At 45.1% G+C, this 12,632-nt stretch carries 11 protein-coding genes; 10 read left to right on the top strand and 1 reads right to left on the bottom strand.

Features of this window, described 5'->3' with window-relative positions:
• Positions 1–69: 69 nt before the first annotated feature.
• On the bottom strand, positions 70–309 hold the full coding sequence (locus AAHF22_RS03460; RefSeq protein WP_347323581.1) for a hypothetical protein: 240 nt from the start codon (positions 307–309) through the stop codon (positions 70–72).
• A gap of 435 nt (positions 310–744) precedes the next feature.
• Between AAHF22_RS03460 and AAHF22_RS03465 the strand changes: the two genes are divergently transcribed.
• From AAHF22_RS03465 to AAHF22_RS03510, 10 genes are all read left to right on the top strand, one after another.
• A complete protein-coding gene (locus tag AAHF22_RS03465) occupies positions 745–1,581 on the top strand; it encodes a hypothetical protein (protein WP_347323582.1) in 837 nt (278 codons plus the stop codon).
• 214 nt (positions 1,582–1,795) lie between these two features.
• Positions 1,796–2,602: an SDR family oxidoreductase gene (locus AAHF22_RS03470; protein ID WP_347323583.1), complete on the top strand. Its 807-nt coding sequence runs from the start codon at positions 1,796–1,798 to the stop codon at positions 2,600–2,602.
• Positions 2,603–3,476: 874 nt separating this feature from the next.
• Positions 3,477–3,848: a DnaJ family domain-containing protein gene (locus AAHF22_RS03475; protein WP_371834011.1), complete on the top strand. Its 372-nt coding sequence runs from the start codon at positions 3,477–3,479 to the stop codon at positions 3,846–3,848.
• 41 nt (positions 3,849–3,889) lie between these two features.
• On the top strand, positions 3,890–6,742 hold the full coding sequence (gene hrpB, locus AAHF22_RS03480; RefSeq protein WP_347323584.1) for an ATP-dependent helicase HrpB: 2,853 nt from the start codon (positions 3,890–3,892) through the stop codon (positions 6,740–6,742).
• Positions 6,743–7,287: 545 nt separating this feature from the next.
• Positions 7,288–7,467, top strand: a complete 180-nt coding sequence (locus AAHF22_RS03485) for a hypothetical protein (protein ID WP_347323585.1) — start codon at positions 7,288–7,290, stop codon at positions 7,465–7,467.
• A 312-nt stretch (positions 7,468–7,779) separates the two neighbouring features.
• The gene (locus AAHF22_RS03490; protein ID WP_347323586.1) at positions 7,780–8,016 is read left to right on the top strand and encodes a hypothetical protein; all 237 of its coding nucleotides are present in this window, start codon (positions 7,780–7,782) and stop codon (positions 8,014–8,016) included.
• A 51-nt stretch (positions 8,017–8,067) separates the two neighbouring features.
• Positions 8,068–9,219, top strand: coding sequence for an acyltransferase (locus AAHF22_RS03495; protein WP_347323587.1), 1,152 nt, complete (start codon positions 8,068–8,070; stop codon positions 9,217–9,219).
• A gap of 84 nt (positions 9,220–9,303) precedes the next feature.
• Positions 9,304–9,666, top strand: coding sequence for a replication termination protein (locus AAHF22_RS03500; RefSeq protein ID WP_188774950.1), 363 nt, complete (start codon positions 9,304–9,306; stop codon positions 9,664–9,666).
• A gap of 360 nt (positions 9,667–10,026) precedes the next feature.
• Positions 10,027–11,034: a Gfo/Idh/MocA family protein gene (locus AAHF22_RS03505; protein ID WP_347323588.1), complete on the top strand. Its 1,008-nt coding sequence runs from the start codon at positions 10,027–10,029 to the stop codon at positions 11,032–11,034.
• A gap of 45 nt (positions 11,035–11,079) precedes the next feature.
• Entirely contained in the window at positions 11,080–12,084 is a 1,005-nt protein-coding gene (locus AAHF22_RS03510; RefSeq protein ID WP_347323589.1) for an aldose 1-epimerase, read from the top strand.
• Positions 12,085–12,632: the final 548 nt, after the last annotated feature.

Genomic DNA, 12,632 nt, shown 5'->3' on the forward strand with positions numbered 1-12,632 from the left:
ATCAAATTCCGTGTTCCAGGCCCGTCTATGCAACCAAATATGTTGTTATGTTCTTTCTCTCTCTGCGGCTCAATAGAGCGAAAGTGCTAACGTGTCACTCTCACGATAAGTATGCAAAATTGCTTCAGAGCCGACTACCTCAATACTGATTACTGTATCCAGGCAGTTTTTGATCATTTTTTTGCCGTTTGTAATTTTATTCTCAAGGGTTCTGCGCAGTAGTCTCAACAGTTTGGATACTGGCTGTGTATTATCGGCGTTAAAGTAAACAGGAACGATTTTGTCCTCTAACAGAATTGTCGTCTTCACTATTAATCACCTCATTCATAATAGATAATTCAAAGTTAGAAGTTAAGCGGTTGAAGCTCGTTTGCAATACGCTTGGTAGTTGTTCATATCCGCTAACTTGAGTTTATTGTAATCACCTTTCCTTAAAGAAAACTTAAAAGAACCTGATATTCACCTAAAACCTCGCACGATTTGTAGGATGGAGACACAAAATATTCAAAACCACGGTAGGCTTTATCACTTCAAATTCGGGTTAATTACGAATAAGCGTTGTATTACATTACGGCGTTAACAATAGACTGCACAAACATTTGAAAATAATTGACAAATTTAAGTCTATAGTGCTACATTTAAATGGGAAATAAGAACCTTACAAATAAAGAAAATGAACATGAATACCCTTTTATATAGATATAAAAGCTTACATGTCAATATTGAAGGGAGAAGACCCGCCATATGTTCGCTCTTGATTCTTTTAACAGTAGAAAGCTGACCTTAGACGAAAAAGAGCTTTTTTTCCTGGCTGGTATGATGGGCTTTAACCGGGTAGCGGGAATTCGTAATCCTTTTCCGAATGATCGAATGGAAGAATGGATTACCGGTTGGAAACAGGTCGGGGTGTCATTATTGCAAAAAGGCTGTATTAGTGGCGAAGTGCTAGAACAGCTGCTTGCGCATCCACCTTATGGACACACAAACCTTGATCGACATATAGTATACAAGCGCGGTTGCTGCCTGCGTTATAGTCAGGTTCCCGAATCGGGCCAGCTTGCTGTCAATGTACATTATTATTTGAACGACGATGGAATTTTTAAGATTTCTCTGGCAGATGGATTATCAGGACAGTATGAATTGACTCGGCTGGGAACGTTACAGCAATCTTCCGATCATGTGCTGAATCACCTTCAATTAAATAGTTATGGAGCAGCAGAAATGCCTGCGCTAACGTTCCCGCGCCAATGGTTTGATGAACATGTGCATTTGCGGGATCTATTTTATTTGCCAGAACTGACGCATGAACTGTTTGCGATGACAGGTGATGAAGAAGGTGCTCATTTGTTTGCTGGTGTTATTGCCGATAATCGGTTATATGCTGAGCTACAGTTTTCACATTTGGAGCCTTCAGGCTGGCAACGGCAAGGTGCAGTATTGCTTGCAGATCGCACTACCAACTGGATTGTGCGTCAAATGAGCCGCCAGGAAGAAGAGTGGGTAATCGCTGTGCCGCTCGACAAACAACATTTTCATAATATTTTGTTAGATTGGATTGATCAATCAGATGCAACGCAGTGAGCTATGGAATTCAGCTAACGGGGCTTCGAAGTGGACCAATCAGTCATAAAACCGGATTGCTGAGAGCAGTCCGGTTTTTTTGGTCGCATTGGAAGCGTTTCAAGAAGGATAAATATACATTAATATGATTTCATAACAGGATCTTTTGGGTAATTCCTGTAGCAAGATACCAGGCATTTTGTCTACACTAATTATTCTGGAGGAGTGAATGAATATGGAAACGACCACACAGCCACAGCGTTTTACAGGTCAAGTTGCTCTGGTCACGGGAGCTGGATCGGGAATTGGACGTGCCACAGCGCTCAAGTTTGCCCAGCAGGGTGCGCGTGTTATTATTTGTGATCTGTCTCCTGAACGCATTCACGAGACGGAAGCAGAAATTAATGAGCAGTATCCGGATGCGGCGAAAGCGTTTGTTACGAACATTACCGATGAAGACCAGATGAAGCATGCGGTGCAGGAAGGTGCGGCTCACTTTGGTGGCTTGGATGTCGTATTTGCGAATGCAGGTATTAATGGAGCAGTAGCACCGATCGATGAGATTAGCTATGAAGACTGGCAACGGACGATCAATACGAATCTAGGTGGTACCTTTTTAACGATCAAGTATGCGTTGCCTTATTTAAAAGAACATGGTGGCGGTAGTATTGTGATCACGAGTTCGATTAATGGCAATACGACATTTGCAAGCTTTGGGATGTCGGCCTATAGTGCATCCAAAGCAGGTCAGGTTGCTTTTGCGAAAATGGCAGCATTGGAACTGGCTCGCTTCAAAATTCGTGTAAATGTCATCTGCCCAGGTGCAATCTCAACTAATATCGATCAAAGTACCGAACGCAATGAATTAGTAGAGAAAATTGCCATTCCGATGGAATTTCCACAGGGTAGACAGCCGCTAGCAGGTCAGTCGGGATCTGGAGAAAATGTTGCCGATCTGGTCACATTCCTTTCTTCATCGGAAGCGTCTCATATTACAGGTGCACAAATTACAATTGACGGGGCAGAGTCGCTACTCTGTTAAATCAGGAACAGGATGGAGCGGCGATAAAGGGATAGTTAAGGCTATACTTTTATCCGATACGTATGCTGAATACCATGTATACTTATTAGGCGGTTTGCGCTTGAACCTGAGAATCAGCTTTTGTATGAATGTAGTACTGTATGAAATGATGCACAATATTGCAGACCGTAACCGTTTAGGCATAGAGAATGCACAACAATGTACATTATTATTCCACATAAGTATACGTGAGCTGCTCCAATCTAATCATGAGAAAAGTAGCTGTAGGGTGACGATAAGCTAGTTATATAGCCGCAGTTGCATAGATGATTACAAGATGATGATGAGCTAGTTATATAGCCATAGTTGCATAGATGATTACAAAGTGATGATGAGCTAGTTATATAGCCATAGTTGCATAGATGATTACAAAGTGATGATGAGCTAGTTATACAGCCATAGTTGAATAGATGACTATATGATGTTTAAAATTTGTGATAATTGTTATTTTTGTAATATAAACTCATGTTATGATGCAGCATTGTAATTTTGTGATATCAGGTTGTATAAGTAAAAAAAGGCTGTATGAATATAAAAAGATTGTACAAATGAGAAAAGACTGTACGAGTGCAAAGAGATATGTGCATGCAAAGACATCATCATAAAAAGTAATCTTGATGTTCTGGTTACGCTTACAATCGAGATGTTAGAAACAATAGCTGCTTATCCTGTGATGAAATCGAAAGATGGAACACTGGGTAAGCGGCTATTTTGATGGTATATTAAGGCTAGGAAGCGCAATAACAACAACGATGAACAGACGAGTATGTAAACAGACAAACGAATAAACTGATCATTAGATGAACGACGAAAAGTGATAAAGAGGTGAATCGATATGCTATCATGGCTGGCGGATCAGATGATTGAAGAGGCAATGAAGCGTGGCGAATTTGATGATTTGCCGGGTAAAGGGAAGCCATTAGAACTGGACGACCTTTCCCATGTACCAGCAGAATTGCGTTCTGCTTATAAAATAATGAAAAATGCGAATATTGTACCAGAGGAATTGACGCTCCGACAGGAAATGCTGACATTGAGCGATCTAATTGCTGCCTGCCAGCATGACGAGGAGCGACATCAGTTACGGAAAAAACTAGATGAAAAAACGCTGCGGCTCCATATGCTAAACGCGCAACAAGATTGGAGTAACAACTCCGCGTATGGGAGATACGAAAGCAAAATTCGGCAACGGCTTACAGGCTGGTAAATGAGACGACAGCCAAATTTAACGGGAAAGGACCTGTTTTTTTGACGGATTTATACAATGACAATCAACATAAAACAGAACAAAATAAAGCGCAGCCACATAAAGTACAGCAAAATGAAATGCGGCAAGATGATAAACAACAAGATAAAATACAGCAATATAACAAACAAAAATATAACAAACAAAAAGACCATACTATACAGGCTACACAGGGACACGGTTCTTCATCTTTGCCAGTAGATGAATTGATTCCTGCTTTAACCGAGCATTTGCAAGACAAAGGTGTCGCTGTACTTATCGCTGAGCCAGGTGCAGGCAAAACGACACGTATTCCGCTGGCGTTGATGAAGGCATCGTGGCTGGATGGTTGGCGTATTGTGATGCTGGAACCGCGCAGATTGGCGGCGATCTCGGCGGCACGCTATATGGCAGCTACACTCGGTGAAAAGGTCGGTCAGACTGTCGGTTACCGAGTCGCGTTGGATACACGGGTCAGTGCAGCAACACGGATTGAAGTGGTGACAGAAGGTGTACTCACTCGCATGCTACAGCATGACCCATCGCTGGAGGGGATCGGACTCGTTATCTTTGACGAGTTTCACGAGCGTAATCTGAATGCGGATCTGGGGCTTGCTTTCACGCTGGAAAGCAGGTCTCTTTTGCGTGATGATCTGCGTGTGCTGGTGATGTCGGCTACGATGGAACCTGAGCCTGTAGCACAGCTGCTAGGCGAGGCACCTATACTGCGCAGTGGAGGACGAACTTATCCAGTAGAAACGTATTATGAAGCAGGGGAATCGGTATTTACGCTCTATCGTAAGCGGGGGGCACCGATCCAAGCTAAAATCGTAAACGTTATTCATAAAGCATTGCATAAGCATGATGGCGAACTGCTTGTCTTTTTGCCGGGCATACGTGAAATTCGGCGGGTGCAACATGAGCTGTTAAGCGCCAAACAACCACTACCTGCTGGTGTCGAAGTCGTTATTTTACACGGCGGTTTGAAGGCGGAGCAACAGGATGAAGCCGTGCGTGTTCGCACGGATGGTACACGCCGGATTATTTTATCGACTTCATTGGCGGAATCGAGTGTAACGATTGAAGGCGTAACGATCGTGATCGATAGTGGGTTGATGCGAACTCGTGTATTTTCACCGACAACAGGTATGGAACGGATGGAAACGCGGCAAGTATCAATCGATGCAGCCGACCAACGGCGCGGACGTGCAGGCAGACAGCGACCGGGCGTATGTTATCGGCTATGGAGCGCGGAAGAACATCGCATATTGCCAGCTGAACGTAAACCGGAAATACTGCAAAGTGATCTGGCACCGCTGGCGCTGGAAGTTGCTGCCTGGGGCAGAGATGTGCAGGAGATGGCATGGCTAACATCGCCGCCTGAAGCCGCTTATCGTGAAGGACAGCGTTTGCTTCAGCAGCTCGAAGCGCTGGATGAACAGCTGCGGATGACGACCCACGGGCGGCATATGACAGTCATCGGTGCTCATCCTCGGCTTGCCCATATGATCATCAAAGGAGGCGGGTTAGGTGGCATTGCCGAAGCATGCGATCTGGCAGCTTTGCTACAGGAACGAGATATTTTACCGCCTGCCGCGGGGATTGAGCTGGTGGAGCGTATGCGCGCATTATATGGACAAAGCAAACATCGTGTAGAGTCAGCGGCTGTTCAACGGATCAAGGAATGGAGTGAGCGCTTTGCGCGTCAATGGCATGAATTGGAGCTTGCTAAGGATGGTAAGACGCTGACAAAGGATGCTGTTGTGAAAAAGTCGCTTTTTGCTTCGGAGCAGCATTCAAAAGAGCATCCAGAGCAATCTTTAAAGCAGCAGTCTTCTATCAAAGAGCAGTATTCAAAAGAACAGTCTTTAAAAGAACAGCTTTCGTCATCCACCAGCTGGATCGGTGCACTATTATCGTTCGCATACCCGGATCGTATCGGGCAAAATCGCGGTGATGGACGATTTTTGCTGCGGTTAGGACGCGGAGCATTGTTGCCAACGGGATCTGGCGGAACGCATTTGCTTGCAGGTGCACCTTATATTGTAGCGGCTGAGCTAGAAGATAGCGGCAGCGACAGCCGTATTTTACTGGCAGCTGAGTTACAGGAAGATATACTACAGCAGCTTCATGCCGCTTCGATTACAGATCGTACTGAAGTAACCTATGATGCAGAGCGAGAAGCCATTCGTGCGCAAAAGGTACAGCGACTCGGCGCTATTGTACTGCGTGCAGTCAATGATGCTGCCCCATCTGTGGAAGCGATTCGAATCGCGCTCATGGAGGCGTTACAAGCTCATCCACGCGGACTGGACTGGTTCAACTGGACCAAACCAGCGGTGCAATTACGTCAACGCATGGCACTGATGCATGTGTTACAGCCTGAGCATTATCCAGCGGTGGACGATGCAGCGCTATTGTCGCGAGCAGAAGATTGGTTACTTCCTTATATGGGCGATATTCGGCGTTTATCCGAGTTGCGTCGCCTATCTGTTAACGAGCTATTGCTCAGTATGCTCGATTGGCAACAACGTCAGGAAATGGAGCAAATGGCACCTACTCATATAACCGTGCCGAGCGGATCACGGATTCCGATTGATTATAGCGATCCAGCGCAGCCTTTTATCGCGGTACGATTACAGGAAATGTTTGGCTGTACGTCTACACCATTGCTTGGTGGACGCATTCCACTGACGATTCAACTGCTTTCGCCAGCCAATCGTCCTGTGCAGGTCACTCGTGATCTAGCAAGCTTCTGGGCAAATACGTATTTTGAAGTGAAAAAGGATTTGAAAGGACGCTACCCCAAACACTACTGGCCGGATGATCCGTTGCAGGCACAGGCGACGAATCGAACGAAGCCGAGGCAGAGTTAATGCGTGGACACAAGTTATAGGGAATGCTAATTCATATGGGGTACTACAGTGTACTAAAGCGTACTGAAGCGTGCTGAAGTGTGATGAATGCTTATCTATGCTGATGATGAATCTTATTCATACGACGTATAGTAGAATGATAAAGAATAAATAGCATAGAGAAAATAAATATACAAAATATAAAGATCAGGTCATGGAGTGTAGTTTGGGGCAGTGCTTTGGCGAATCCATCTGTCTAAGCACTCTCCTCTCCTTCATAAGCAAACATAAGTAAAGTTGTCTATAAGCACATTATAGATGAACAATAAATAACAGATAGACAATGAATGATAGACGAACAATCAATAATCATTATCATATATTGTATATCACACATCACATATCGCGTCGCGAAAATAATGCACCGTCTGTTACCTCGCAATGAACAGTTCGAGATCCGTTCAACTTTCACTTTTCGTTTAAACAGATGCCCATAAGGGTAATAGAGAAGAAGCCGGATAATCACGGCATGTAGATGAGTGAATTTGCGACAGGAGGCTATCAACATGACAGATCAAGACGAACAACACGTAAACAAAGATAATCAGCCGCATAACCATCGTACCGAGGATGATCCGAAACATTCGGAGACACGCAAGGATGTCAAGCCAAAGGACACCAATGAGGACAGCCAAGGCTCAGACAACAAAATCACTTCTTATTCGAATGGTGGATACGGCGTGTAAGCCGCATCACCAGCCACGATTATATACAAGCATATATGGATGAGCGTACTCTACTGGTGAGTTCTGAATGTATGACATCCCGCTACTTCTAAGAAGGATTGATTTCTTCCTGAGATGTAGCTCTTGCAGACCCATTCTCGGGCTTTAATCTCTCGAGAATGGGTCTTTCGTCATTATTTGGCAAGGTTCGACCTCAATTCTAGTGAATAATTATGGATTCGGTTATAAATGCCCTATTCGTTTCATGGAATTGAAGTTATACTGACAGTGGAAGGCTGAGTGCCTTTCAAAATAAATGGGGAGGTAATTCTGATGCAAGCAATGATGTCAACTGGCATGACGGACAATTATCAGACACCCGGCCAGACGTCAAGTTCGCTGAAAGAGAAAAAGAAAGCTCGCCGCAAATGGATGAAAAAGCTTCGCAATGAACTACGTATGCCAGGTGCACCACAATCACCCAATCCAATTCCTGCTCCCAAAATGCCTGTTCCACAATCGGCGCCTCAGCCGGAATGGAGCATCGAGGGCGCTCTCATTTGTAAATAATGCCGGAGCACAGCAGCACGATTGGCATCGGAAGGATGATAGAAAAGAAGAATGAGTTCAAAACAAAGACTTGGCGAAATCGAGATTTTGCGTGGCATGGCCTTTGCCGCCGTTGTGCTACAGCATTCGATCGCTCATTATTCCGTTGCGCCCGAACTAGCCATGGCAGATGGCGCGAGGCTCACACTTTTGCTCATAGCGGCCAAATTTGCAGTACCGGCCTTTATTTTCATTACGGGGCTGGTGCTTTTTTATAACTACGATGGCGAGCTGGCGTATGGCTCGTTTATTCGTAAACGATGTAAGGATATTGTTGTTCCTTATCTCGTATGGACGCTATTTTATACGGTACTGGCAGGCACGTTTGCGATGAAGCCTGTACAGGAGTGGATACCGACCGTACTCCGTTATATATTTACCGGAAAATCGAGCTATCATCTATGGTATATCGTAATGATTATTCCGATGTATCTGCTTTTTCCGTGGCTGCGTAAACTTGTACGAAAGTTATCGGAAGCGTTCAAAGGAAATGGACGGCGTGCACTGTTCATTATGATGGGCTTAACGGTTGCTTATGAGCTATTGCTAATGCTGCTTCCGTGGTTCATCAAATCTTTTCAAGCATGGCAAATTCCAGTGTTGACGCCGTATTTTACGACGTATGCAGATCGGAATATCGTATATTATTTGTATTATTTTGTGCTTGGTGCACTGGCTGGTCTACATATAAAGGTATTCCTGGATGTTTTGCAGCGGATCAAATGGATAGTGCTGCTCGTATGCGGGGTTTTTGCTATGTATTACACCGGTGTCGTGCTGGGTAATTTCCCGGTGGACACAGGTTTTGGACGGCGCTTTATGTCACTGGTATTATTGCAACCATTGATGGCGCTGTTTCTTGTCGCCCTTGTGCTGCTTGTCTATGCAGTGGCACTCCGGATCAATCGTACTGCCAGTGAACGCACAAAGCAGTTATGGCTTGCACTCAGTCGTTATTCATACGGAGGTTATCTGGCGCATGCTTATATGCTTCGTCTGACTTATTCGCTTGACGAATGGCTGTTTAGCAGCTGGAATGTTACGCTGCGTATGACGATAGTATGGTTGCTTGCTCTCGCCCTGTCGATTGTATTGACTTATATGCTGTCACGCCTTCGTTTTGGCGTATGGTTGACTGGAATTCCATATCGAAAAGCCCGTTAGGGCTTTTTTTGTTGTTCAAAACGGTGAAAATTTCATATAATAGAGAAGGATTCCATTTGCCTTAATGCGAAAGGAGTGAGCAGGATGGCATTTATGATCGCACAGCGAGCATTTATTAAGCTGTATTTAATTACAATGGTCGAAGAGCATCGCGGTTACGGTTATGAGATGCTGGAAAGTATGAAAGAACGCTTTAAAGATTTTGGCTATTCACCGCCACAGAGTGAGATTTATCGTGCGCTGCATGAGCTGGTGCATGATGGTATTTTTTATCGAACCAAGCAGCTGAAAGGTAATGATCCTAAAGTTGATTTTCAGGAAATTGTTATTTATCATTTTACAGATGATGGACCTGAAAAGGCGAAGCTGTATAAAAAGCAGGTGAAAACCGATCTGGATCGGTGCATCGGCATGTTGACGCGAGCAGAAGCGGACAATTACAGGTAGTGATCGCAGGCAGTGACCATCGGAAGCGATGCTGAACAAGGTCACAGGTACAAGGCAGATCGGGAATCTATCAAGCCAGCCTAGTAGCGTATCAGTTCGCCTGAGTGTATCGATAGCTGGATATTTGCCGATTGCAAACGGTTGCCACTGCTATCCAAATGACATGCTAGAGGCAGGTGATATGCGGAATATATATGCATATTTGTCAACAAGGGCGCCACAATGATGATTGGATTTGCCTGCCTTTGCCTGCTTCTGCTTGTTGGGCATGATGCTGAAGAAGCTTTGTCCAGCCATGCGTTTTATAAAGTGAAACGGTCTGACCTGCTCTCAAGGATGAAGTGAAGGGAGAGTGCAATCGTGACGGAGCGTAAATTGCAATGGGGAATCATCAGCACAGCCGAGATTGCTGTAAGCGTCATCATACCGTCGATTCAGGAATCTGCGCGCAATGAGATACTGGCGATTTCCAGTCGGCATATCGAACAGGCTGCCGAGGTCGCTGAGCGCTGTCATATTCCTCGTTTCTATGGCAGTTATGAGGAGATGCTGGCTGACCCGGATATCGATGCTGTCTACATTCCATTGCCGAATCATCTGCATAAGGAATGGACGATCAAGTCGGCGCAGGCAGGCAAGCATGTATTATGTGAAAAGCCCGCAGCATTGGATGCGGCTGATGCCGCGGAGATGGTTGATGTGTGCCGTAAGCAGGGCGTGACCTTTGCCGAAGGATTTATGTATCGCTATCATCCGAAGCATGATCGCGTTCGCGAAATTATTCATTCAGGTGAGATTGGAATGCTGCGCAGTATGCATGGTCGTTTCACTTCTAACAATGCGGATGATCTGGAAAATGTACGGTATCGGCGTGAGATGGGTGGCGGCTCACTGTATGATCTAGGTGTATATCCTGTCTCGGCAGCACGTATGTATTTTGGGGCGGAGCCAACAGCGGTAACGGTGCATGCGATGTTTTCCGCCAAGCATGATCATGTCGATATGATGGCTTCTGGCTTGCTGGAATTTCCGAATAGTCGCTCGGCTACATTTGAGTGCGGCATGTGGGCATATCCAAGCTGTGCGCTGGAAATTATCGGTACGAAAGGTCGAATTAAATTGCCATATGCTTTCCGACGCGATGATAGTGAAGAGGAGCCGCAGATTACCATTTATACGGATGAAGGCAAGCGTGAGGAACATATCGAGCTTGCCAATCATTTTACATTACAGGTGGATGCTTTTGCGGCGGCAGTGCTGGATGGAACGCCGCTACCGTACAGCCCGGAGGATGCAATTCGCAATACGCGCGTCATTGCCGCCTGTCTGGAATCTGCTCGCAAAGGTGAAAAGATTCGTATCGTGTAATACGTATTGTGCACACTAATTAGGATAGGGAAAAGGGGAATTGTAATGTCTAATCATGTCAGTGCTTTTGAACAAGCTTATCAAGGTGAACCAGCGGTATGGCTTCGCTATCATGATCTTGAAGCGGTTGTACTGCCCGGCGTGGGTGCCAATCTGATCGCTTATCGTGATCATGCCCACGGTTATTCTTTCCTGCGCGAACCACAGGAGAATGAGATGGATGATTTCCGCGCAAGTCCAGGTACACATGGTATTCCGGTGTTGTTCCCGCCGAACCGGTATGAAGATGGTACATTCACATGGAACGGACGTACTTACAATTTTCCAATCAATGAACTAGCGACGAACAACCATTTGCACGGATTCCTACATACGATTGTGTGGGACGTCGATTATTATGAAGCGAATGAAATGGAAAGTCGTGTTGCGCTGAGCGTGACGATTGATGAGTCACATCCGGTGTATACGTACTGGCCGCACTCTTTTACAGCACGCCTTGTGTATACGTTATCCGAACGTGGCTTGCAGCAGCAGATCAGCGTACAAAATCTGGGCAATGACCCGATGCCGATGATGCTGGCATTCCATACGGCACTCAATGCTCCATTTGCTCCAGATAGCACGGCAGACGATATGAGTTTCAAAGCGACCTTTGGTCAGCGTCGGGCGATGAGTGAGCGTATGCTGCCTACCGGACAGTTCCAGCCATTATCCGATTGGGAAGAACAGCTGAAAACAACCGGTGCGAATCCATATACCGAAGCGATGGACAATCATTACACAGCAGCCCCGCAAAATGGACGCAATCTCGCTGAACTGGCGGATAAGCGTCTTGGGGTGAAGCTTGTGTATGATGTGGGCACAGGCTACAAACATTGGATGATCTGGAACTGTGAATCGTCAGGTACATTCCTCTGCCCGGAACCGCAAACGAATCTGGTCAATGCGCCGAATGTGGATTTGCCAGATGAAGAGAAAGGTTTCATTCATTTAAATCAGGGTGAGATCTGGGAAGAAACATCCCGTCTGTATGTGGTGAATCAGCTGTAAAGTCGTCTACTAGATGGGGATGAGATGGGTTTGGCTAATTCCACGATTGTTAGTTGACTTTGCGATTGTTAGTTGAAGCAATCAGACGTAGCTAGGCAGTATGAGCTATTGTATGATGAAATAGATCATATTGTGTGATCAGTTAGCCTATTCGTATAATAGTTATATAAGAGTATAGGAAATAAAAGAGGAATCTCTATGCGAGGTTCCTTTTTTATGCTGTGTGCGGTTGATCGTTAGGAGAAAGTATTGCGCGTGATTATGTATTTTATCGTGATTATGTATTCTATATAGAAGAAACAGATACGGCTAAGGCATTATACGTTTTTAGTAGATAATCTAATGCGTATTGTTATCCCACATTCACAACGATTAGATCGTGGCTAAATCGTAATTATTTTGTTTAAAGCCTTGACAATGCTAACATGGCAGGAGTAAAGTAAATCAGGTGATATTCGTAATACTTACGAAGAAAAGAAAAATGACCGGAATACCAATGAAAAAGGCATACGCTGATGCCGATATGATGATATAGATCATGAGTAATT

It is taken from the genome of Paenibacillus wenxiniae (assembly GCF_039822605.1).
In the GTDB taxonomy this organism is placed as follows: domain Bacteria; phylum Bacillota; class Bacilli; order Paenibacillales; family Paenibacillaceae; genus Saccharibacillus; species Saccharibacillus wenxiniae.

Excerpts from the sequence above, each read along its gene's own strand:
- AAHF22_RS03465 (WP_347323582.1), top strand. The coding sequence starts at position 745 with ATGTTCGCTCTTGATTCTTTTAACAGTAGAAAGCTGACCTTAGACGAA.
- AAHF22_RS03470 (WP_347323583.1), top strand. The coding sequence starts at position 1,796 with ATGGAAACGACCACACAGCCACAGCGTTTTACAGGTCAAGTTGCTCTG.
- AAHF22_RS03475 (WP_371834011.1), top strand. The coding sequence starts at position 3,477 with ATGCTATCATGGCTGGCGGATCAGATGATTGAAGAGGCAATGAAGCGT.
- AAHF22_RS03485 (WP_347323585.1), top strand. The coding sequence starts at position 7,288 with ATGACAGATCAAGACGAACAACACGTAAACAAAGATAATCAGCCGCAT.
- AAHF22_RS03490 (WP_347323586.1), top strand. The coding sequence starts at position 7,780 with ATGCAAGCAATGATGTCAACTGGCATGACGGACAATTATCAGACACCC.
- AAHF22_RS03495 (WP_347323587.1), top strand. The coding sequence starts at position 8,068 with ATGAGTTCAAAACAAAGACTTGGCGAAATCGAGATTTTGCGTGGCATG.
- AAHF22_RS03500 (WP_188774950.1), top strand. The coding sequence starts at position 9,304 with ATGGCATTTATGATCGCACAGCGAGCATTTATTAAGCTGTATTTAATT.
- AAHF22_RS03510 (WP_347323589.1), top strand. The coding sequence starts at position 11,080 with ATGTCTAATCATGTCAGTGCTTTTGAACAAGCTTATCAAGGTGAACCA.